The organism is Pandoraea horticolens (assembly GCF_902459555.1).
Classification (GTDB): domain Bacteria; phylum Pseudomonadota; class Gammaproteobacteria; order Burkholderiales; family Burkholderiaceae; genus Pandoraea; species Pandoraea horticolens.
Genome location: NZ_CABPSM010000017.1, coordinates 30,969 through 53,725, shown reverse-complemented (window position 1 = coordinate 53,725; position 22,757 = coordinate 30,969). Strand labels below are relative to the sequence as shown.

Genomic DNA, 22,757 nt, shown 5'->3' with positions numbered 1-22,757 from the left:
GGCGTTTGTGCAAACGCGGGGACGAAAAGGGCCGTCCCGCGCGCGAATGGCGTTGGGTCATGTTGTCTCCAGAATGTCTTGTAATGATTAGTCGGTGTTTTGTGTTCCCTGGCCGGCTCAGATCAACCAGGTCAACTTTTTGCGGCGGCCGAGGCCGGGTGCGGCCCCGCGCCGCCGTCCGGGTTGGCACGGCGTGTCGTGCGCCCCAGCACGAGCGCCAGCAACACGACGACAGCCACCGGCACGGCAGCCGCGACGAACAGCGTCGACACCGGGAGCGAGAGCGAGAGCAGCAGGCCGCCGATCATCGGCCCCGAGATGGACCCGACCTTGGCGACGCCGATGGCGATACCCGTGCCTTTGCCCCGGATCGTACTGGGGTAGACGGTCGGTGCCACGGCGTTCAGACCCGACTGCGTCCCGGCCACGCAAAATCCCACGAGAAACACCACGGCGGTCAGCAGCATGGCGGGCATGCCGCTGCCGAGCAGGGCAACGAGCGGGCACCCGAAGAGCGGTAGAAACACAATCATGCGGGCGCCGTAGCGGTCGATGAAACGCATCAGCGCAAGGCCGCCCGCCGTGCCGCCAATGGAGAACATGGCCGACACCAGCGCGGCTTGTCGTGCGGGCACCCCCACGGCTTCGACCAGGATCGGCAGCCAGTTCTGCAACGCGAACAGGGCCATCGAGTTGGCGATGTAGGCGAGCCACAGCACCGGTGTGAGCGTGCGCAGGCGTCCTTCGAACAGCATTGCCCAACGGAACGGCGACGGCGCGGGTTCGTCGCCGACGTAGAAGCGCGTGGACGTATCCACATTGACCGCCGGATCGATCTTGCGCACCAGTCGCACCACCTCTGCGGGACGCCAGCCTTTGAGTACGAGAAAGCGCAGCGACTCGGGCATCACGACCGCGAGCACGGCCGCGACCGCGAGCGGCGCGATGCCGCCGATCAGGAAGATGACGTGCCATCCGTGCGAGCCGATGAGCGTGGCCGCGACGGCGCCGCCGAGACTCGCGCCGATCGTGTAGCCGGTGAACATCAGCGTCACCCAGGTTGCGCGCAGGCGCTTGGGGGCGAACTCCGAAATCAGCACGAACGCGTTGGGGACGGCGCCGCCGATGCCGATGCCGGCGAGAAACCGCAGAACCAGCAGATGGTCGATGGTGGTTGCCTTCACCGTCACCAGTGTGAGAACGCCATACCAAACCGTGCCCCAGAGCAGCGCGCGCTTGCGTCCGTAGCGATCGCCGAGAAAACCGAACAGGATCGAGCCGACCATGATCCCGAACACGTTGATGCCGAAGGCGGGGCCCAGCGCCGCGCGAGGAATCTGCCAGTCTCGCACCAGCGATGGGGCCGCATAGGCGAGGGCCGTGAGTTCGTACCCATCGGTGAGCATGAGAATCCAGGCGCAGAAGATCGTCAGAAATGCGAAGCGCCCGGGCTTTTGCGCGTCGATGAGACGCGAAATGTCCATCATTTGCAGCGTTGCCATGTCTCCTCCATATGCCGAATCGCCCGTAAGCGCCGGCTTCAGGAAGCCGGGACGCCGCGTATATTCGCGTGCGTTCCCGGCAAATGTCGTTATGTAGTCCTGCAGCGATGCTCGCGCCGTTTCATGACAAATGCGGTGGATCGATCCGGTCGACGTTGTCGGCAATTCGCTGACGCAATGCCGCACGGTCGATGTCGTGAACGCTGCCCGCATCGGCCAGATCGAGCGCGTGCGCGGCTGCGGCGCCCATCGCAATGCACGGTCCCATCACACGCACGCTCGACAGCGCGCTCGAGTCGGCGTCGATGCAGCGGCCCGCGGCCACCACGTTATCGGCGTCGGCAGCGAGCAGGCTGCCTAGCGGCACGGTGTGCAGATGGTCGTCGCCGAACGGTTGCCATACGTATCCTTCCGGACGGTCGTGCAGCTCGATGGGCCAGGAGGTGCGCGCCACCGCGTCGGGGAACGATTTCGCGGCAATTACTTCTTCGGAAGTGAGCGTGTGGGTACCGACGATCCAGCGCGTTTGCCGGATACCCGGCAGCCCGTAGCTGCGAATGCGTGCGTTGCGATACACCTCGGGGTATTCCGCCTTGAGGAATTCGAAGGCGCGGTCTGCCTGGTCGCGCCCCACCAGCGCCGTATGCGATGCGGCCACCGGCTCCAGCGGCGTTTCGATGTGCGTCATGTTCGCGATACCGATGTTGCGGCCGCGGAAATAGAAGACGAGACCGTCCTTGCGCTCCAGTCCGTAGGCGTTCGCGCGGCTCGCCACGCGCTCCTTGAACTCGGCCTGGGTCGGCGCGTGCGTTTCGTCGAGCCCTTCGAGCACGACCATCTGCGTGCCGTGCACGGGCGTGATCGGCTCGCGGCACGACAGTCCGGCGTTCCAGGCGAGCGCCGCGTCGCCGCTGGCGTCCACAAAACCCTTGGCATCGACGTGCACGTCGCCGTACCGCGTGGCGAGCGTCACGCGCTGCACGCGGCGGCCTTCGGTGGCCACATGCCCAATGACTGCGCCGAGAATCACGGTGATCCCCGCGTCGAGAATCTTCTGCTCGATCCAGCGCGAGAGCGCAACTTCGTCATACAACACCACGGTCGTGAGCGGGCCTTCCTTGTAGTGCAATGCCCCTTGGGCACCCAGGTCGCGCAGGATGCCGTCGGCGATGCCGTGCGTGACCTGAAAGCGCTTCGGGCCGTTGGAGAACAGTCCGCAGAAGGTGCCGATGATGGAATTGACGGCCTGGCCGCCAAGCGAGGGAAGGCTGTCGACGAGAACGACCTTGCGGCCGAGCGCGGCAGCTTCCAGCGCGGCGGAGGTGCCCGAAATGCCGGCGCCCACGATGCAGATGTCGGCATCGACGTGCCACGCGGGGGTGTGGGTCGCGCGGCGTACCACGCGAGTATTGGTGTCCAATTGCATCTCCAGTAAAGCTAGGTCAGGGAAAGAAGACGGGCAACGATTCGCGCATGGCCGGGGCGGAAGACCCTCGCGAAGCGCACGGAAATTCTCAGATGCCGGCGACGCGCCGGGTCACTTCGACCACGCCGCGATCGGCATCGACCACCACCCAGTCGCCCGTCTGAATGAGCGAAAGCGGGTCGCGATCGAAGTCCGTCAGCGCGGGCGCGTGTGTGACCACGGCACCGAGCGCCATCTTGGTCGTCATCTCGTTGAACAACATGGCGATCGGTGCGGTGCCCGCCAGTCGTGCGATGTGAAACTGGCTCGACCATCCCGACGAACCCTTCGCGCCGGGGAACACCAGTACCTTGCCCGCGAAGCTCACGCCGCGAAGTTCGTGACGCGTTTCGATGACCGTGCCGGTGCGCGGGTCAATGCCGCCCCAGCCGGAGATGCGGTCATGGGTGACGAGCGCCTCGCCCTCGGCGCGCCCGCCGACAACGCGCCGGCCATGCAGCACGAAGGTCTGCGTGGTGCTTTGCGGGGTGTCTTGCCGTTCGATGTGTGTCGTGGCGTTCATGCCAGCGCTCCTGTCCAGCGACCGCTGACGGCGGCCGAAATGCACTCGGCCGTGGTGCCGCACCAGGCCTGAATGTTCATGATGGCCGGCAGGTAATGCGCCTGCTTGGCCGAGTCGACAGCCGCCACCCGCGTTCCCTTAGGCATGACTCGCCCGAGCGCGGAACAGGTGTCGCTCATGAGATGCGCACCGGCGGCTTCGATGATTCGTGTGTAGCCCGCCTGATCGGCCAGGTGACGTGTGGCGCGCGGGGTGAAGATCCAGAGTTCGGTGTTCTCATGCACCTTTTGGCCTTCGAGCAATTGGCAGACTTCCCAGATCTGTTCGATGGAGTAGTGCGGGCAGCCGAGCATCACGAAGTCGACGTCGCTGTCGCGCGCCGTCGTGTTCACGCGTTCGTAAGCGAGACGCCGTTCGGCCGCGCCGTAACGCAGCATCTGGCGGGCCTTGCGCGGGCCGAACGCTTCGTCGAGCGTTCGCGCTTCCGGCGTCGTGCCAACGATGTGATACATCTCGACACCGCCCGACGATGCCGCTGCCGCGCCGAAGTGCTTGAGGCGCGGCAGGTTGGCCGGCCCTTGAATGCCCTGCAAGACGGGAATGCCTTCGGAGACGACTTCGCCGACGTAATAGCCGAGCAGTCCCCATTCGAAGACGTTGTCGATCGGTACGTCGACCTGCACGAGGTCGGTGCCGTAGCGGTTCTCCGTCAGATGCAGACCCCAGTAGGGAATCTTGCCGGTGACCATGGCGGCGCCTGCACTCTCGCGCCCTTCGGCGTTGCTGCGTGCGCCGAGCACGGCGTTGATATACACCACCGCCGACGACTCCATCCACGCGCAATGCTCGCCGCGCACCGGCACGTTGCCGACCTGATACGGCGCACAGGTGTGCAGGGGTTGAACGCCAAGCCGGCCCGCATACGCTTCGCCTGCGCGATACAGCTTGACGACTTCCGGCGCAATGCCCTGGCGCTCGGCATGCTCGGGATCGAAACCTTGCTGGAGATGGCTGCTGTACGCCTTCATCCGTGGCACGGGCACGACTTCGGCGCTGTCGAGGTTGAACTCGGAAAAGACGGCGTCGAGATCGAGCGCGCCGCCGCGCGTGCCGAAGTCGCGCAGAAACGGTGTGGTGGCGCCGAGTGTGCCGCACACGTTGTTGGTATCGACAAAGTGTTCGGCACCGAGCGCTTCGCCGTAACGCACCAGCAGATCCATCGCCTTCTGCACGGCGGGGCCCTGTGTGCCGTCGAGCATGGCTTGCTCGTCAGGGGTCAGTCGCATGGGGGTGTCTCCTTGAATGTGATGAAGGCCGTTCAGGCGTCGAGCGTGGTGGCACGTCGCAATTCGCGCCGCTGCGTCAGGTCGAAGCGTCGGCCGCGATGCAATGTGCATCGGTTGTCCCAGATCACCAGATCGCCCGGTTGCCAGGTATGACGATAGACGAAGGCGGGTTGCGTGGCGTGTTCGAGCAGATCAAGCAGCAGCATGCGGCCCTCGGCGAGTGTCATGTCGAGAACGCGGCTGGCGTGCGCCCCGATGAACAACGACGACCGGCCGCCGGGGTGCCGTCGCACCAACGGCCAGACCGTTGGGGGAATGGCGGCGCGTTGAGCGGCGTCGTACTCGGTATCGCCGAGAAAAATGCGTGAGTGCAAAGCGTCGTGTTCGGCCTGCAACTCGCGCAGCGATGCTTGCTGCAACGCCGGCAATGCCTCGAACGCGGCGCGCATATCGGCGAATTCCGTCTCCCCGCCTTCCGGTGGCACTACCACGGCATAGAGCATCGAGTAGCGGGCAGACGGGCGCTGGAACGAACTATCGCTGTGCCACAACTGGTTGGCGATATTGCCCACGATGCGACGGTGCTCGCGACTGGCGACGGCACCGCTTTCGTCGAGATTGGAGATGTCGGCGAGCGTGTCGTACCCGAGACGGTTGTGCGGTTTGGCGACGCGTTTGAAGCCGATATCGAGCGGCCCCAGCGCACTGGCGAAATCCAGTTGCTGCTGCGGCGTGAGCGACTGGCCGCGAAAGACGAGGACACCGTAACGGGTCATTGCGTCGTCAATGGCGTGTGCGGTGTTCGCGTTGACCGGCGCGGCGGTGTCGAAGCCATGCACCTGACCGACGAAGTCGAAAGCGGTTTCGCTCGTCCCGTTCGCTTCCCCCGTTTGGCTCGCGTTCGCCGTCGGCGCGCGCAGCGGCGTGATGTCAAGCATGTTGGTTCCTCTGGGATGTCTTGTTGAGGGGCGATGTCACGCAGAACCGGCGGCGTGCGGCGCGTGCTCGGGGCGTTCGGGATCGTCTTGCCGATGGAGCATGCCGAGCGCGAAGGCGAAGATCGCCACGAGGCCCACCGGCACGGCGCCAAAGTAGAACAAGGCGCTGACAGGCCAGTGAAGCGAGAGCAGGGCGCCGCCGATGACCGGGCCCGCAATGGCGCCGATTTTCTGGATGCCCACCGCCACGCCCACGCCCTTGGCGCGCAAGGCGGTGGGATAGACCATCGCTGCCACCGCGTTGAGGCCGAACTGCGTACCGATGACGCAAAACCCGATCATGAAGACCGCCGCGATCAGCATTCCCTCGGGAATATTGGCGCCGAGCGCGGCCACCAGCGGGCAGCCGATGACGGGCAACACGGCGACGATCAGCGCGCCGCGTGTGTCGACGAATCGCATGAGGGCGAGTCCGCCGATGGTGCCGCCCACCGAGAATGCGCTGGACACGAGGGCCGCCCGCTCCGGGAGTACGCCGATGGCTTCGATGAGCATCGGCAGCCAGCTCACGAGGAAGAACAGCGCCATGGAGTTTGCGACGTACACGGCCCACAGCACGGGGGTGATGCGTCGCAGGCGCCCGGCGAAGAGTTGTCGCAGCCGCGCATGTTGCGCCCCCGAGGCTTCGCTGCCGACGACGAAGCGCATCTGCGCGTTGAAGACCTTTCCAGGATGAAGCCGCGAAACCACGCGCGCGATCTCGTCGGCACGGCGGCCCTTCAGCGCGAGAAAGCGGATCGACTCCGGCACCCATAGGGCGAGCATGACCGCGGCCAGCAACGGCCCGACACCGCCGATGACGAAAATGGCCTGCCAGCCGAAGTGCGGAATCATCCACGCCGCGACCACCCCGCCCAGCCCGGTACCGATGCTGTATCCCGTGTACATCAACGTGACCCAGGTGGCCCGCAACCGGCGAGGGGCGAATTCCGTCATGTACGCGATGGCATTGGGCACGACACCGCCGATGCCGATGCCCGCGATAAAGCGCAGCACGAGCAGGGTGCGCAGGTCGCTGGCGAATACGACGGCGAGCGTGAGCACGGCGAGAATGACAGAGCCGATGAGAATCGTGCGCTTGCGTCCGATGACATCGCCCAGATAACCCAGGACAAACGCACCGAGCATCGTGCCGAAGACGAACGCGCCGAATGCCGGACCCAGTGCGCCGCGACCGATGCCCCACGCACGGCCGATGGCGGGCGCGGCAAACGAGAGCGCGCCGAGATCGTAGCCCTCGGTGAGCATCATCAGGCCCATCAGGACGATGATGCGAATCGAGAACCTGCCAACTTTTTGCGTTTCGATCGCCTGATCGACGTCGACAGCGGGCGCGGCGCTCATGAGCGATCTCCGTCGTCGCGTCGACCGCTCAGCACGGCGCCTTGCGGCATCGACGACACGTTCTCGCGATACAGCTTGAGCCACCCGCGTGCCGACGAGGCAGACGGTGCGCGCGGCTGTTCGCTGCGTTCGGCCCACTGCGCGTCGTCCAGTTGCACGTCGCAACGGCGGGTGTCGAGATCGATGACGATGGTGTCGCCATCGCGCACGAGGGAGAGCGGCCCGCCGGTAGCGGCTTCGGGCGAGATCTCCGCAACGACCAGGCCCTTGCAGACGAGTCCCGAGAGGTGCCCGTCGGTGAGCAGCGCGACCGACTCGCTGAGCCCCGCGCCGTCGATGGCGAACACCACGCGCGATGCTCCGCCGCCCATCGCAGGGCCACCACAGACGCCCGCACCGCGCATGACCACCACATGGCCGGGACGGATGTCGCCACGACGCAGTGCCTCGACGGCAGCGTCGGAGGTATCGAAGCACACCGCCGAGCCTTCAAAGCGGCGGGCCTTGTCGGGGGAAATGCCGAACTTCACAATGCCCGCCTCCGGCGCGAGATTGCCGCGCACGAGCACGATGGCCGGGCGCGACGCGAAGGGGCGCTCGACCGGACGTATGACGTTCTCGTCGTGAATGGGCGCGTCTTGCACGTTTTGCGCCATCGTCGTTCCGGTGACCGTGATCGCGTCGCCATGCAGCCACGGCAACAGACGGCGCAGTACACCGCGCGATCCGCCCGCCGCATCGAACGCTTCGATAGTGTCGTCTCCGACAGGGCGAATGCCCGTGAGTACCGGAATCGGGTCGGCCAGCGATTCGAACAGGTGATAGACGTCGACATCGCATTGCGCTTCGCTGGCGATCGCCTGTAGATGCTTGACGCTGTTGATCGAGCCGCCGACGGCGAGCACTGCCATCGCGGCGTTGGCGAATGCGCCGGGACTGAGAATCTTGCGGGGGGTGAGGTCGGCCTCCACCATTTCGACGATGCGTTTGCCTGCCTGACGCACCGTCTCGAACATTTGCGCGCTGTTGGCGGCCACCGGTGTGCTGCCCGGCAGCGCCATGCCGAGGGCTTCGCACACCAGATGCATCGAGTTTGCCGTACCCAGACCCGAGCACACGCCAGGCCCGCGAATCGCATTGCGGGCCATGCCGACGAGTTCGTCCACCGGCAGGCCGCCGGTGACCACATGCATTGCGCCGACGAAAACGTCTTCGATATCGACGTGTTTGCCGCGGTACTCGCCGCTGGCCTGATAGCCGCAAGCCACGATGAGGCTTGGAATGTCCAGCCGGGCCGCCGCCATCAACTGACCGGGTACGGTCTTGTCGCACGAGGCCAGGCATACCATGCCGTCGAGCAGCGCGCCTTCGACGGCGACTTCGATGTCATTGGTGACGAGGTCGCGTGCCGACAAAATGTATGCGCCGCGTGCACCGGCTCCGGTGATGAAGTCGCTCGGCGCGGCCGTACGGATTTCGAAGGGCAGGGCGCCGGCGGCGCGAATGGCTTCCTTGAGCGCGGTCGCGATCCCGTCGAGGTGACTGAAGCAACTGGCAAGCTCGGAAGATGAGTTGACGATGGCGATCTTCGGTTTTTCGAGATCTTCTTCGGCGATGCCCAAGGCACGCCATTGGGCGGCACGCACCGCCCACAGATAGGAACCACGGGGGAAATTGCTTCGCAAACGACGAGGCATGGTGTCTCACTCCAACGTTTTTTCTAGGTGAAAAACGCCGTCTCGGACGCACTCTCCGGAGCCTCTCGAAGACGGTGACTCATGCTAGGTAGCCGAATATAATCCGTCAATTCGATTCAATTTATTTGGCAAATCCAAAATATGGATATTCATCAGGTTGACCTGAACCTCCTGAAGGCCTTTGACGCGATGATGCGCACGCGCAGCGTGACCCAGGCGGGCATCGTGCTCGGGTTGAGTCAGCCGGCCATGAGTTTTGCGCTGTCGAAATTGCGTCAGATGTTCGACGATCCGCTGTTTGTACGCTCCGCGCGCGGCATGGAACCCACGGCACGCGCGCAGGAATTGGCGGAGCCGGTCACGCGCATGCTGTATCTGGTTCAGGACGAAATCCTGCCGCGTCCGACGTTCCACCCGGCGTCTTCGCGTGAGACGTTCGTGATGTGCATGTCGGACATCGGAGAAATGGTGTTCTTGCCGCGCTTGCTCAAACATCTCGACGGCGTGGCGCCGCACGTGAAGATCAAGACGGTCGCACCCACGCCGCAGGAATTGGAGGCGGGACTGACCGAAGGCGATATCGCGCTGGCGGTGGGGGTGTTCCCCGATCTCGAGAGTGCATCGATTCGTCAGAAGCTGCTGTATCAGCACTCGTTTGTCTGCGTGATGCGGATCGATCATCCGGACATTGGGCAAACGATGACGAAGGATGAGTACGAGGCGGCCGATCACGTGGCGGTGCGTCCGGAGGGGCGTCGCGCCGACCAGTTCGAGAAGACACTGGAGCGGCTCGGGGTGCATCGCAACGTGCGATTGTCCTTGCCTCGTTACATGGGCGTGCCGTTCATCGTCGCCGACTCGAACATGATTGCCACGGTGCCGCTTTCGGTCGGCCGCCGCTTCGCCGACTTCGCGCGGGTAAGGCTCATGCCGTTGCCATTCAATGTCCCCGCCTACGACCTCCATCTGCACTGGCATTCACGATTTCACAACGACCCGGCCAACGTTTGGATGCGCGAGGTAATGTCTGCGTTGGTGAGTACACCGAAGCAACCTTCGGCGGTGGAGTGACGACCCGTCGTGCCGCGAGCACGGTCTCGTGAGCTATCGTCATGAGCTCAGCCTGAACGCCAGGATCGACTTCTGATCGCGCTACCGCGTGTGGGCGGACACTTCTCGGCTATCGCCGCCATCGGCAAAATCAATCGACCTAATTCGCGAAAGGGCTTGACTATCTACCTACTAGTAGATAAATTTCGTTTCATGAACCGCACAACCACATCGCCGGCTGCACCGACCGTCAGGGAACAACTGCTCGAACATGCGCAGATGTTGCTGATGACGCGAGGCTACAACGGCTTCAGCTATCGGGATTTGACCGAGCGGGTGGGGGTGAAGACATCGAGCATCCACTATTACTTTCCGGCCAAGGAAGATCTGGTGCTCGAGGCGATCAAGGCATATGACGCGTTCGTCGACGAAGGGCTGGCCGGTATCGACGATGCGTTGCCGCCGACACAGAAGCTGGCGCAGTATGCGCAAGGGTTCGGACGCATCGTGGCCGACGGTCACCGGATCTGTCTGTGCGGCATGTTGGCCGCCGACATCGAGACATTGCCCGAGACGGTTCGTGAGGCTGTACAGCGCTTCTTTGCGCACCATGAAGCCTGGTTGGCGCGTGTGTTGACGCAGGGGGTGACAGACGGATCGCTCACGCTGAGTTCGTCGCCCGACGCCACGGCACGCGCGCTGTTCGCAGGGTTTCAGGGCAGTGTGATGGCCTCGCGGTTGTTTCGGGCGCCGTCACGGGTGGAGGATGTGGTGGCTGCCGTTTGCGGTGTGGCCTGAGAAAAAGGCCCGGCGCCGTCGGGGAAGCAGAACAACGGGGGCCGGTCTCTCGTTTATTTGGGTTAAGTAATCTATCTAGTAATAGATAGATTATGCGGATAGGCAAGAAACGGGACGGCGGGTGCCGGGGTTCCGACCGGTGTTCACGAACGGTGTCCCGCAGGTGGATTAAGATCGTTGACGGCGTTGAGCGCTGTGCATGCGAGCCGCTGAACGAAGAGCGACGCGCGAAGCACGGGCCGCGCATCGGCACCGTTGACGCAGGAACACACGCGCACGGCAGGCGTCAAGACAGCTATCCGACGCGCGTATGTCAGGTTGATCGTCCGGCCGGAAGGCAACGCCAAGATGGCGTGCCGGCCCGGGGCGGTCGAAGTTTGGAAGTGAAATTTTCTACATACCAGGAGTTCGTCATGTCGATCGAAAAAGTGCTGTACACCGCCCACGCCACCGCAACCGGAGGCCGCGACGGCCGTGCCGTTTCCTCGGACGGCGTGCTCGACGTCAAGCTGGTGGTTCCCAAGGAAATGGGCGGCCCCGGCGTTGGTGGCACCAATCCGGAGCAACTCTTCGCCGCTGGTTACTCGGCCTGTTTCCTGGGCGCACTGAAGTTCGTCGCCGGTAAAGAGAAGATCACGTTGCCCGCCGACACGAAGATCGACGGCAGCGTTGGTATCGGCCAGATCCCGACCGGCTTCGGCATTCAGGCTGAACTGAAGATCAGCGTGCCGGGTGTGGATCGCGCCACGGTTGAAGCCTTGGTGCAGAAGGCTCACATCGTGTGCCCGTACTCCAACGCCACGCGTGGCAACATCGATGTGACGTTGACGGTGGTCTGAGTTTACCGGCAGCCTAGTGATACACCGGTGAACGTTGCCGGACAAAAAGGGCAGCCCTGGGGGGCTGCCCTTTTCTATTGCGCGACGTGCGTCGTGGTGCCGATCACCTCGTTTTCACTTCGACCTTGATGCCGTCGGGCAGCACGGTGATGGCCCCCGGCTCGACGTCGCGTCCGCCGTAACGCAACTGCTCGGGTTTGAACGTGTAGATCGGATATTGGTTGAGCACCTGCTGAGCGACGGTGCCGCCAACGGACGTCAATTGCTGACTGTAGGCAGCGGGCATGCCATTCAGGTCCACGCGCTCGACGCTCGGGTTGTCGAGCAGCACGGCGCGTCTGACCGGGTCGTATTTCAGCGCGCTGGAGATAGCGAGCACCCCGGCCAGTGGCTGGCCTTGCAGCAACACGTTCTGCACCTGCGCATCGACCTGTGTGGTGATGCGATTGGCCTGCGGATTGAAGCCGATCTGCGGATGGGTCAGTGCGACAGAGAGCAATTGACCGTAATTGAGCGTCGTCGGAAACCGCTTGTCGATAGCTGTCTCGATTTCCTTGCGCGTCATCGTGTACTCGCCGGTCCAGATGTTGTACGCGGCATCGGCGGAGCGCATGAGCGGGGCGAGCGTCACACCGAGCAGCCCTGCGGCGGCGAGGCGCAGCGCGTCGCGGCGTGAGGTCACGGCAGACTCGGTGGTGTCGATGAGGTCAGCCGTGGGAGGCTTGTGACGAGAGATCATAGGGCGAAGGTCCGAAGGACGGGCACGGCGCGGCCGAGCCTGAGTCGTCAATGAAGATGTGACCTGGACGGCGTGGATTCGTTCTGAACCCCGCATCGACCCGCGCTGGCAATGAAAAGGATCGCGCAAGCGTGCCGGCCGTGGCGCTGTGGCCACCCAAGCTCAATTTTTCAATAATGCGGCGGGATTTCGTGACGCGGGTTGCCGTCGGGGCCGCTCTGTCCCTGCGACTGCATTTGCTGGTACAACGCCTTGAGCTGCTTTTGCAGCAGATCGATCTGCTGTTCCTGACGCGTGACGATCTCGTTGAGCGTCTCGAGCAGGTCTTCCTGAAAGGCGGCCTTGACTTCGAGTTCGACGACGCGTGTTTCCAACGATTCCATGGGCTTCTCCGGTGAACGCGGCATTGTAGGTCATCGCGTGCTTCGCGAGCCCGAACCGGGTGCGACATGATGCGTCGCATTGGCGCCGGGCATAATCGCACCATGAAAACCTTTCTGCTCTATATCCTGACCGCAGTGGCGGAAATCGTCGGATGCTATTTGCCCTGGCTGTGGCTAAAGCAGGATCGCAGCGCATGGTTGCTCGTGCCCGGTGCCGTTTCACTGGCGCTGTTCGCGTGGCTGCTCACGCTGCACCCGGCAGCGGCCGGACGTGTTTATGCCGCATACGGCGGCGTGTACATCGGCGCGGCCATCGTATGGTTGTGGCTGGTGGACGGCATGCGTCCGACGCCGTGGGACGTTGCCGGTGTGGTCGTCGCGCTTGCGGGCATGAGCCTGATTGCGTTTCAACCGCGCTAGGCGGCGAATCACGGTGTGCGCACGCGGTATGTGCAACGCTGCCCGCCTGCGAGGATGTGCGTCTCGCGTGTCACGGTGCTGCGCTCGCCGACGAGTTCCTGAAACAGCTCAAGCTCCGTGCGGCAAAAGCCCTGACACGTCTTCGCGGCCGCACAGATCGGGCAGTGATCTTCGATGAGCAGCCAGTCGTCGCCGTCGCGCTCCACGCGCGCCATATAGCCCTCCGACGAGCGAATCTCCGCGAGCTTTTCCAGCCGTGCCGACAGGCCGGGCAGCGGGTCGACGGCCTGCCGGTATTGCGCACGTGTTTCCTCGGCACGCTGCGTAATCAGACGGTCCAGCCCGTCTTCGCCGAAGAGCTGACGAATCGAGCCAATCAACTGGATAGTGAGATGGGAGTGGGCGTCGGGAAAGCGGCTGTGCCCCGCCTCCGTGAGTGCCCACGCCTGACGCGGACGGCCCGCGCCGCGTGACGGCATCGTCTCGCCGATGAGCAGCCCGTCCGCGACCAGCTTCTGCACCTGCTGACGTGCCGCCTCGGCCGTGATCCCCAACGCAGAAGCCACCTCTGCCGTCGAGGCGGGGCCTTGCGTCTTCAACCAATGCAGTACGCGCTCGTGGCCGGGGCCGGGCGTCGCCGCCCTATTATCCAAGTGGTTATTTGTGTAATTCATGGTGAGGCATGTAATATCCAAGAACTTTCTTGCATATTAGTCGCCCGACACACGGCTGTCCATCCATGACAACGAACACGACGAATCTCACGGCGCCGGGCTGGCGCGATCTGTTGAGCGGCAGTAACGGCTGGCGTTCGCTGGCATTGGCCGGCGGGGTGGCGTTGCATGCCACCAACGTCTATGTGGCGACGACCGTGTTGCCGTCCATCGTCAAAGAGATCGGCGGGTTGGATCTGTATTCGTGGAACACCACGCTGTTTGTGGTGGCGTCGATTCTCGGCTCGGTGCTGGCATCCAAGATGCTCACGGCGCTGGGTCCGCGCGCCGCCTACGTCACGGCGCTGTTGGGTTTCAGCGCGGGCACGATCCTGTGTGCGGCCGCGCCGAGCATGCCGTGGATGCTCGCGGGCCGCACGTTGCAGGGCTTCGGCGGCGGCATTTTGCTGGCGCTCAGTTATGCGTTGATCCGCATCGTCTTCGCACCGCCTCTGTGGTCGCGGGCAATGGGGCTCGTCTCGGGCATGTGGGGTGTCGCTACGCTTTGCGGGCCTGCCGTGGGCGGCGTCTTTGCGCAGTTCGGTCACTGGCGCTGGGCATTCTGGTCGCTGTTGCCGGTGGTGGTCGGACTCGGCCTCATCATTCGCGCGCAGGTGCCCGCCGGACGCACCATGGCGAACGACAGCGAGTCGTCGCCATCTCACGGCGACGCGCATGTCATCCCGTGGTTCAAAGTGGTCTTGCTGTGTGCGTCGGCCGTGGCGATATCGTTGGGCGCCGTGGTTGGCTCGCATCTGCTGGCCGCGATCTGGATGCTCGTGGGACTCGTGTTCGCCTGGTGGCTCGCGCAGCGCGAGCGTAGCGCGCGGCACGCGATGCCGCGACTCATGCCGACGGGTGCGTATTCGCTGCGCACGCGGCTGGGTGGACTGTACGCGGTCATGAGTCTGCTCGGTCTGGCAATGACGAGCGAAATCTACATCCCGTATTTCCTGCAGACGATTCATGCTCAGACGCCGTTCGCCGCCGGATATCTCGCCGCGCTCATGGCGGCGGGCTGGTCGGTGGGGTCGATGACGAGTGCGGGGCGACATGGCGATGCCGCCGAGCGGCGCGTGCGTCTCGGCCCGGTGATCGTCACGCTCGGCATGCTGGCCCTCGCGTGGCTGCTGCCGCAACCGTCGCTCTTCGCGAGTGCGGCAGGTGTCGCGAGCATTTGCGTGGCGCTGTTCGGCGTGGGCGTGGGGGTGGGCATCGGCTGGCCGCATCTGCTCACGCGTGTGATGACGGCGGCGCGTCCCGGCGAGGCGGCACTTGCGTCGGCGTCGATCACGACAGTGCAGTTGTATTCGATGGCGCTGGGGTCGGCCCTTGCGGGGCTCGTGGCGAACTCTGCGGGTCTGGCGCAAGGTGCATTGGACGAAGCGCAGCGCGCATCGGTCTGGCTGTTCGCGCTGTTCGCGCTGTTCGCCCTCGCCCCGGCGGGCGCGGCGGTCATTGCGTTGCGCGGCAGGGTGGCCGTTCCCGTCACGAAGCAGGAGGCAGCATGATCGATCGCATCACCGCGATGCGCACCTTTGTGCGTGTAGCCGAAGTCGGCAGCTTCACCAAGGCGGCGGCGTCGCTCGACATACCGCGTACGACCGCCACTACCCAGGTGCAGCATCTGGAGCGATGGTTCGGCGTGGCGCTCTTTACGCGTTCGACGCGGCGTGTCGCACTCACGATGGAGGGGGCTGCGTACTTCGAGCGCTGTGCGGCGATTCTGGCGGATGTCGAGGAGGTGGAGTCGGGCCTGTTCGGTGCGCAGGCGCAACTGCGCGGGCGCCTCGCCGTCGTGCTGCCGCCGGTCATTGCGCGCGAGGTCGTCATGCCGTCGCTCGTCGAATTCCAGGCGCGCTATCCGGGCCTCGAGATCGCGCTGGACGCTACACCGGCGCACGGCGACTGGCGCGGTGACGGCGTGGACTGCGGTGTGGTGTTGGGGGAGTTGCCCGACTCGCGACTGGTGGCGCGCCATCTGGGCGATCTGCCACGCGTGACGTGTGCGAGCCGTCGCTATCTCGACATGCAAGGCACGCCCGGCGATCTCGATGCCCTCGCGATGCACACGTCGGTGAAATGGTTGACGGCGCCGGCGGAGTCTATGGCGTCGCCGTCCGCGCTCGCTACGGCGAACTCGCTCACGACGCGCTGCGGCGATCTGAGGTTGACGGTCGGTGGACGCGCGACGTGCGTGCGCACGCGCGGTCAGTTGCATGTGGGGGATGAAGTGGCGTATCTGGCGGCCGGAATCGAAGGCCTCGGGCTGATTCAACCGACGCTGCTGGCCGCCGCGCCCTATCTCACGTCGGGGCGTCTGGTGCCGGTGCTGCCGGAGTGTCCGCCGCCACCGCTGCGCCTCTCGGTGGCGTATCCGTCGCAAAAGCGAGTGTCGCCACGGGTGCGCGCATTCGTCGACTGGCTCGCGCAAATCTGCGAGCCGTTAGGCAACGCACGAGATTACGCGCCGCTGCCGCCTGTGCCGTCAGTCGCGCGCCGCTCGTTCACGCTACCGGCATAGTGACTGCGTTTTTCTTCGTACATCAGCAGATCGGCGCGTTGAATCGTGGCTTCGAGCCGCTCGCCGGCTTCGCACGTCGCCATGCCCATCGAGAATGAGAGTGGCGTGCCCGGATAGAACGAATTGTTCAACTCCACGAGTTGGCGAATACTCTCGATCATCGCCGCGCCGCCGGTGGTGTCGGTGGAGGGCAGCAGCAAGGCGAACTCGTCGCCGCCGATGCGCGCGGCAATCTGCGGTGCGGCAATGGCCTTGCCCAGCACTTCACCTGCGCGTCGCAGCAGCCCATCGCCGGCGGCATGCCCCAACTGATCGTTCACGAGCTTCAGGCCATTCAGATCGGCCACGATCACCGTCACCGGGTACGGCCCCTTGCGCTCGAGCCGGTTGAGTTCGTCCACATAGAACGAGCGGTTGCGCAGCTTGGTAAGCACGTCGTGCTTGCCGAGGAATTCGAGATACGACTCGGCCTTCTTGCGCGCGGTGATGTCTGTGAGGGCAACGAGCACCAGATCCCAGCGCGGCTCGTGACCCGGCAGCACCGCGAATTGAAGATGGACGTTGATCTCATTGCCGTCGAGCGCGTAGTTGATGACTTCGCGTTGCTGGAAGAGCTTGTTGTCCCATAGGTCGATCAACTGCTCGCGGAAGTTGTGCCGCATGTCGTCGCGAAACACATCGGGCAGGCGGGCGAGCAGGGTGGCTTTGTCGGGCGCGACGAACATCGCCAGCGTGTGGCGGTTCACATCGAGCACGTGGATCTCGTTCATGCAGCGCTCGACGAATTCGGGGTGAACGTCGGTGAAAGTGCGGAAGTCGGTAATGCCGCGTGAGCGGGCATCGTCGAGCAGCAGTTTGATCGCGCTGAAATCCTCGACCCATAACGAGACTGGTGAGTACTCGAAGAGGCCTCGCGCATATTCCTCGCCCATTGTCACGCGCTGGCGTGCGTGCTCGAGTTCGGTCACGTCTTCGAGCGAGATCAGCACGCGCTCGAAGGTGCTTTCGTGGCCGGGCAGTACCGAGCCGTTGAGCAGCACATCCAGACGGCGGCCGTCGAGCGTGTAGTTGACGGTCTTGCTCGTGAAGTGCGTGCGACCGTCCCACAGTTGGCAAAGCTCTTCGACGTGGGTCTTGAGCATGTCGTCGCGGAACACGCGCGGCAGGTTGGCCACGAGCGTATCGAGCGACGCTGCGTTGAACATCGTCAATGTCCGGCGATTGACCTTGATGACGCGAATGCGTCGCGAGCATGCCGAGACATGGGCCGGGTCGGTCTTGAAGTGGGCGCGCAGGTCGGTGACACCTTGTGCACGCCATTCGTCGAACAACTGCTTCACGCCGCTGAAGTCTTCGAGCCAGAGGGAGACCGGCGCGAGGTCGAACATCAGTGCGTCGTCACTCGCGCCGCTGGCGCCATTGGCAGCGTAAGACGAGGCGGTCGGCTGGGAAGGTACGGCAGGCATGGCGTCCGGCATGAGGCACCTAAGGTCGGGTCAGCCCGATATTTTACGGGCAAACTCGCGCCACGCCACTGTGAGTCGAATTACAGCAACGGCGCGCCGGTATCGCGTTTGACTTCGCGCAGCGACAGCATCGATTCGATCGACGACACGCCGGGCAGGGCGCGCAGCACGTCGCGCGTGAACATGCCGTAATCGTCGAGATCGGTGGCGACTACCCCGAGCAGATAGTCCGCGCTGCCGGAAATGTTGTGGCACGACACGATCCGGTCGATGGCTTGCACTTCGCGCTCGAATTGCTCGGACAGCGCGCGGTCGTGCACGGCAAAGCGTACATGGACGAAGGCCGTCACGCCCAGACCCAGCGCGCGGTGCGACAGTTCGGCCCGATAACCCGTGATGTAGCCCTCGGCTTCGAGGCGTTTCAAACGCCGTGCGCAGGGCGTTTCGGAGAGCGCCACACGCTCGGCGAGCCGGGCGTTGGAGATGCGGCCATCGCGTTGGACGATGGCGAGAATCGCCTGATCGATGGCGTCGAGTTCGTTCATTGTTGGTATCCCGCTACGAAAGCTGCTGCAAAGATGGCATTCCACCACGATCTGCGATGACGGGAAAGTGTTGCCCTCATCCTTCCGGATTAAGCCTGTCGGTAATGCTGCACCTGACGACGTTGGGGGATTTTTCGATTATATGGTTATTATTGGTGGAATGCGCCATATATATAAATAATATTGGGTGGAAAACGCCATGTATCTCTCGTTATTTGGCGGGATCATTAATCTCGTTTTGGCCACTCTTGCCGTCAGGGGAAAAATCATGGTTTCGCTGCAGTTGCTCACCGTTTTCGTCGGCGCTCTGATCGTCGTCTACGCATTGCCCGGCCCGGACATGGCGCTGGTCATGCAGACGAGCATGACGCGCGGCGTGCGACACGGCCTGGCCTCCGCCGGCGGACTGGCGCTGGCGCGCGCCGGACATGTGACCCTCTCGGCGTGCGGTGTGGCGGCGCTGCTGCGCGCGGCGCCGTGGCTATTCGAGACGGTGCGTATCGCGGGCGCGCTCTACCTTGCATGGGTGGCCATCCAGATCTGGCGCTCGCCGGCCTTCGGCATGGAGATGACCGAGGCGCCAACGCAGGCTGCCGTGCCGCTCTCGCACGCTGTGCGGCGCGGCGTGCTCTCGAGCGTGCTCAACCCGAAGGCGCTGCTGTTCTGTTCGGTGCTGCTGCCCCAGTTCATCCGCGCCGAAGCCGGCCCGGTCTGGACTCAAGTGCTCGAACTCGGCGTGCTGTTGCTGGTCGTGGGGGCAATTTTCGATGTCGCGCTCGCGTTCGGCGCGGCCCGCATCGCGCGCTGGTTGCGCACCCGTCCGCTTGCACAAAAAATACAACGCTGGTCGTTCGGCGCTGCGCTCATGGCGTTCGCCGTGCGCTTGTCGCTCGACTGAAAAGCCGGGCACAATACATCTCACCTACATTCCAGCGATCTTTCGCACCAAGTCGGTGCATTTCGCTGCGACACCGCAAAACAAGGTGCGACACAACGTCGCACCTCTTGAAATCCAAGAACCTTTCCGAATTGCTGCATTGCACAGCGTTTACCGCCAAACAGGTGCCGATCTGCTTGGAAATCGTCGCGCGCGTACGCGTGAAGCCTGCGCGACACATTGTCGCGCCAGCAGGTGCGCGATGTCCGGCCTAATTAAACTTCGGCATAATGCCGCACCGTGATGGAAGTAAAAGACAAGAAGTCGGACAGTGACTTGAGGTCTGCGGGCGGCAATCTGCCCCGGTTCCCGTCTTTTCGATGACACGGTCGTCGTAGTTCGACCGGTGCAATACCGGCGCGACGACTGCTCCCGTCCCACCTTAACCCTTGCCAACCTCCTGCGACCCTGCATCAGGCCGGTAAGCCCGTGTTGCGCCGTTCGCTGGCCAACTCAACCCTGTCGTGTGACATGAAGAAACACAGAAACCCGCGATTGTTTAGGCTCCTCGCCTTGTGCTCGCCGCTGCTTTTGGCTGGCTGCGGCATGACGCTGCTCGACCCTAAGGGGCAGATCGGAGTAGAGAACAAGAACCTGATCCTCACGGCCACCTGGCTGATGTTGATTGTGGTGATTCCGGTCATCCTGATGACGCTGTGGTTCGCGTGGAAGTATCGCGCGAGCAACAAGTCGGCGCGCTATGAGCCGAACTGGTCGCACTCGACGGCCATTGAGGTCGTGGTCTGGCTCGTGCCGATCATCATCATTGCGATTCTCGCGCGCATTACCTGGGTCACCACCCACGAACTCGATCCGTACAAGCCGCTGGAAAGCGAAGTGAAGCCGATTACGGTCGAAGTCGTGTCGATGAACTACAAATGGTTGTTCATCTACCCGGAACAGGGCATTGCGTCGATCAACGAGTTGGCCGTTCCGGTCGATACCCCGGTGAATTTCAAGATCACCTCGGAATCGATCATGAATTCGTTCTTCATTCCGCAATTGGGTAGCCAGATCTACTCGATGGCTGGTATGGAAACGAAGCTGCACCTGATCGCCAATCACGTCGGCTCGTACGACGGCATTTCGGCGAACTACAGCGGCGGCGGCTTCTCGGGCATGCGTTTCAAGACGCTGGCGATGACCGACAGCGACTTCCAGCAATGGGTCGCCAAGGTGCGTGAGTCGAAGAAGGTCCTGGATAAGGATACCTACGCTTCGCTCGTGCCGATGAGCGAGAACACGCCGGTCACGTACTACAGCTCGGTCGACGCGAAGATGTTCGAATCGATCCTGCACGCCCCGATGGCAACGGGCATGGCCGAGCAGCACGAAGGCCATGAAAACCACGGCGCCATGGAAATGAAGGGCATGGACATGAAGATGGAAATGAAGGGCGCGGGCGCTGACGCCGCGACGGCTCCGGCCGCCGCTGCGAATGGGCAGAACGGCCAGTCGACGACCATGGCCATGGACAACGCCGGCGCGCACGCGATGCACGCCGGTACGGCCGCGCACGCGCACAAGGAGTAAACAACAATGTCAACGCTGTTTGGCAAACTGACTCTCGAAGCCATTCCGTACCACGAGCCGATCATCGTCGGCGCGGTCGGCATGATGGTGCTCGGGGTACTGGGCATCGTCGCGTTGCTCACCTACTTCGGCAAATGGAAGTACCTGTGGAACGAGTGGGTCACGTCGGTCGATCACAAGAAGATCGGCGTGATGTACGTGCTCGTCTCGCTCGTCATGCTGTTGCGCGGCTTTGCCGACGCCATGATGATGCGTACGCAACTGGCGCTCGCCCACAACTCGGGCGGTATTCTCCCGCCGGATCACTACGACCAGATCTTCACCGCCCACGGCGTGATCATGATCTTCTTCGTGGCGATGCCTTTCATGACGGGGCTGGTGAACCTCGTGGTGCCGCTGCAGATCGGCGCACGCGACGTGGCGTTCCCGTTCCTGAACACGCTGTCGTTCTGGCTGTTCGTGGCCGGCGCTGCGCTGGTGAACCTGTCGCTGGGCCTGGGTGAATTCGCTCGCACGGGCTGGCTGGCTTACCCGCCGCTCTCGGGCATTCAATATAGTCCGGGCGTGGGGGTGGATTACTACATCTGGGCCTTGCAGATATCGGGTCTGGGGACGTTGCTCACCGGTGTGAACTTCGTCGTCACGATTCTGAAGATGCGCGCGCCGGGCATGAACCTGATGAAGATGCCGATCTTCACCTGGACCTCGCTGTGCACGATGGTGCTGGTGTGCGCTGCATTCCCGGTGCTGACGGTGACCCTGGCGCTGCTCTCGCTGGACCGCTACCTCGACTTCCATTTCTTCACGAATGAGTTGGGCGGCAACCCGATGATGTACATCAACCTGATCTGGATCTGGGGGCACCCGGAGGTGTACATCCTGATCTTGCCGGCGTTCGGTATCTTCTCGGAAATCATCTCGACGTTCTCGGGCAAGAAGCTGTTCGGCTACAAGTCGATGGTGTACGCCACGGCCGCGATCATGGTGCTGTCGTTCCTCGTGTGGGCGCACCACTTCTTCACGATGGGCTCCGGTGCCAACGTGAACGCCTTCTTCGGTATCGCGACGATGATTATCTCGATCCCGACCGGCGTGAAGATCTTCAACTGGCTGTTCACGATGTACCGCGGTCGCGTGCAAATGACCGTGCCGGTGCTGTGGACGCTGGGCTTCATCGTCACGTTCGTGATCGGTGGTATGACCGGCGTGCTGCTGGCCGTGCCGGGCGCCGACTTCGTGCTGCACAACTCGCTGTTCCTGATTGCTCACTTCCACAACGTGATCATCGGCGGCGTGCTGTTCGGTTACATCGCCGGTATGAACTACTGGTTCCCGAAGGCCTTCGGCTTCAAGCTCGACGAACGTCTGGGCAAGGCAAGCTTCTGGTGCTGGCTGATCGGCTTCTACCTCGCGTTCATGCCGCTGTATGTGCTGGGCCTGATGGGCATGACCCGTCGCCTGAACCACTACAGCAACCCGGATTGGCAGCCGTGGCTGATCGCCGCGCTGATTGGTGCGCTGTTCATCGCCGCCGGTATCGGTTTCCAGGTGCTGCAACTGGTTGTCTCGATCAAGAACCGCAAGGCGCTGGCCGACACCACGGGCGACCCCTGGAACGGCCGTACGCTGGAGTGGATGACGTCGTCGCCGCCGCAGTTCTACAACTTTGCCGAAGAGCCGCGCGTGCATGACGTCGACGAGCTGGCCTATCGCAAGGCGCACGGCATCAAGAGCGATCTGAAGACGAGCTACGCCCCGATCCACATGCCGAAGAACACCGGCGCCGGTTTCATCATCAGTGCGTTCTCGCTGGTGTTCGGTTTCGCGGCCATCTGGCACATCTGGTGGCTGGCTATCGTTGGCTTCGCCGGCATGATCTTGACGTTCATCTGCCGCAGCAACGACGATTCGATCGACTACTACGTGCAGTCGCCGGAAGTGGTGGCCATTGAATCGGCTCACCATCAGGCACTGGCCACAGCAGCAAAGGCTTAA

At 63.4% G+C, this 22,757-nt stretch carries 21 protein-coding genes; 9 read left to right on the top strand and 12 right to left on the bottom strand.

Translation table 11 applies throughout. The annotated features are described in order from the left end of the window. Window positions 1–131: 131 nt before the first annotated feature. From PHO31112_RS22270 to ilvD, 7 genes are all read right to left on the bottom strand, one after another. Entirely contained in the window at window positions 132–1,502 is a 1,371-nt protein-coding gene (locus PHO31112_RS22270; RefSeq protein WP_150623183.1) for an MFS transporter, read from the bottom strand. 121 nt (window positions 1,503–1,623) lie between these two features. Further along, a complete protein-coding gene (locus PHO31112_RS22265; RefSeq protein WP_150623181.1) occupies window positions 1,624–2,928 on the bottom strand; it encodes an FAD-dependent oxidoreductase in 1,305 nt (434 codons plus the stop codon). An 88-nt stretch (window positions 2,929–3,016) separates the two neighbouring features. Beyond that, on the bottom strand, window positions 3,017–3,490 hold the full coding sequence (locus tag PHO31112_RS22260; RefSeq protein WP_150623179.1) for an aconitase X swivel domain-containing protein: 474 nt from the start codon (window positions 3,488–3,490) through the stop codon (window positions 3,017–3,019). Then, complete coding sequence (locus tag PHO31112_RS22255) at window positions 3,487–4,776, bottom strand: aconitase X (RefSeq protein ID WP_150623177.1); 1,290 nt, start codon at window positions 4,774–4,776, stop codon at window positions 3,487–3,489. Before PHO31112_RS22255 ends, PHO31112_RS22260 begins: the two co-directional genes overlap by 4 nt. A gap of 32 nt (window positions 4,777–4,808) precedes the next feature. Continuing rightward, the gene (locus PHO31112_RS22250) at window positions 4,809–5,714 is read right to left on the bottom strand and encodes a TauD/TfdA dioxygenase family protein (protein ID WP_150623175.1); all 906 of its coding nucleotides are present in this window, start codon (window positions 5,712–5,714) and stop codon (window positions 4,809–4,811) included. Window positions 5,715–5,750: 36 nt separating this feature from the next. Beyond that, window positions 5,751–7,118, bottom strand: a complete 1,368-nt coding sequence (locus PHO31112_RS22245; RefSeq protein ID WP_150623173.1) for an MFS transporter — start codon at window positions 7,116–7,118, stop codon at window positions 5,751–5,753. Further along, on the bottom strand, window positions 7,115–8,815 hold the full coding sequence (ilvD, locus tag PHO31112_RS22240; protein WP_150623171.1) for a dihydroxy-acid dehydratase: 1,701 nt from the start codon (window positions 8,813–8,815) through the stop codon (window positions 7,115–7,117). The genes PHO31112_RS22245 and ilvD overlap by 4 nt, the downstream gene beginning before the upstream one ends. A 141-nt stretch (window positions 8,816–8,956) precedes the next feature. On the opposite strand from ilvD, the gene PHO31112_RS22235 reads away from it, so the two are divergent. From PHO31112_RS22235 to PHO31112_RS22225, 3 genes are all read left to right on the top strand, one after another. Then, complete coding sequence (locus PHO31112_RS22235) at window positions 8,957–9,886, top strand: LysR family transcriptional regulator (RefSeq protein ID WP_150623169.1); 930 nt, start codon at window positions 8,957–8,959, stop codon at window positions 9,884–9,886. 192 nt (window positions 9,887–10,078) lie between these two features. Beyond that, window positions 10,079–10,663 carry a TetR/AcrR family transcriptional regulator gene (locus PHO31112_RS22230; RefSeq protein WP_150623168.1) on the top strand — a complete coding sequence of 195 codons (585 nt, stop codon included), beginning with the start codon at window positions 10,079–10,081 and terminating at the stop codon, window positions 10,661–10,663. Window positions 10,664–11,076: 413 nt separating this feature from the next. Continuing rightward, a complete protein-coding gene (locus PHO31112_RS22225) occupies window positions 11,077–11,502 on the top strand; it encodes an organic hydroperoxide resistance protein (protein WP_150623166.1) in 426 nt (141 codons plus the stop codon). A 103-nt stretch (window positions 11,503–11,605) separates the two neighbouring features. Here PHO31112_RS22225 and PHO31112_RS22220 read toward each other — a convergent pair whose 3' ends face one another. After that, window positions 11,606–12,241 (bottom strand): DUF1439 domain-containing protein, encoded by a 636-nt coding sequence (locus PHO31112_RS22220; protein WP_174995836.1) that lies wholly within the window; start codon window positions 12,239–12,241, stop codon window positions 11,606–11,608. A gap of 170 nt (window positions 12,242–12,411) precedes the next feature. Next, window positions 12,412–12,615, bottom strand: a complete 204-nt coding sequence (locus tag PHO31112_RS22215) for a SlyX family protein (protein ID WP_150623276.1) — start codon at window positions 12,613–12,615, stop codon at window positions 12,412–12,414. Window positions 12,616–12,726: 111 nt separating this feature from the next. Between PHO31112_RS22215 and PHO31112_RS22210 the strand changes: the two genes are divergently transcribed. Beyond that, the gene (locus PHO31112_RS22210) at window positions 12,727–13,044 is read left to right on the top strand and encodes a YnfA family protein (protein WP_150623164.1); all 318 of its coding nucleotides are present in this window, start codon (window positions 12,727–12,729) and stop codon (window positions 13,042–13,044) included. Between the two features lie 8 nt (window positions 13,045–13,052). On the opposite strand, the gene PHO31112_RS22205 is transcribed toward PHO31112_RS22210, so the two are convergent. Beyond that, window positions 13,053–13,718, bottom strand: coding sequence for a helix-turn-helix transcriptional regulator (locus tag PHO31112_RS22205; RefSeq protein WP_150623162.1), 666 nt, complete (start codon window positions 13,716–13,718; stop codon window positions 13,053–13,055). A 65-nt stretch (window positions 13,719–13,783) separates the two neighbouring features. Here PHO31112_RS22205 and PHO31112_RS22200 point away from each other — a divergent pair, with 65 nt between their 5' ends. After that, on the top strand, window positions 13,784–15,268 hold the full coding sequence (locus PHO31112_RS22200; protein ID WP_150623160.1) for an MFS transporter: 1,485 nt from the start codon (window positions 13,784–13,786) through the stop codon (window positions 15,266–15,268). After that, the gene (locus tag PHO31112_RS22195; RefSeq protein ID WP_150623158.1) at window positions 15,265–16,281 is read left to right on the top strand and encodes a LysR substrate-binding domain-containing protein; all 1,017 of its coding nucleotides are present in this window, start codon (window positions 15,265–15,267) and stop codon (window positions 16,279–16,281) included. The genes PHO31112_RS22200 and PHO31112_RS22195 overlap by 4 nt, the downstream gene beginning before the upstream one ends. Here PHO31112_RS22195 and PHO31112_RS22190 read toward each other — a convergent pair. After that, window positions 16,221–17,747, bottom strand: a complete 1,527-nt coding sequence (locus PHO31112_RS22190; protein ID WP_425495227.1) for a sensor domain-containing diguanylate cyclase — start codon at window positions 17,745–17,747, stop codon at window positions 16,221–16,223. The genes PHO31112_RS22195 and PHO31112_RS22190 overlap by 61 nt on opposite strands. A gap of 80 nt (window positions 17,748–17,827) precedes the next feature. Then, complete coding sequence (locus tag PHO31112_RS22185) at window positions 17,828–18,292, bottom strand: Lrp/AsnC family transcriptional regulator (RefSeq protein WP_010808609.1); 465 nt, start codon at window positions 18,290–18,292, stop codon at window positions 17,828–17,830. Window positions 18,293–18,560: 268 nt separating this feature from the next. Between PHO31112_RS22185 and PHO31112_RS22180 the strand changes: the two genes are divergently transcribed. From PHO31112_RS22180 to cyoB, 3 genes are all read left to right on the top strand, one after another. Further along, window positions 18,561–19,190, top strand: a complete 630-nt coding sequence (locus PHO31112_RS22180) for a LysE family translocator (RefSeq protein ID WP_150623155.1) — start codon at window positions 18,561–18,563, stop codon at window positions 19,188–19,190. A 510-nt stretch (window positions 19,191–19,700) separates the two neighbouring features. Next, a complete protein-coding gene (cyoA, locus tag PHO31112_RS22175) occupies window positions 19,701–20,762 on the top strand; it encodes a ubiquinol oxidase subunit II (RefSeq protein WP_150623153.1) in 1,062 nt (353 codons plus the stop codon). Between the two features lie 15 nt (window positions 20,763–20,777). After that, window positions 20,778–22,757, top strand: coding sequence for a cytochrome o ubiquinol oxidase subunit I (gene cyoB / locus PHO31112_RS22170; protein WP_150623274.1), 1,980 nt, complete (start codon window positions 20,778–20,780; stop codon window positions 22,755–22,757).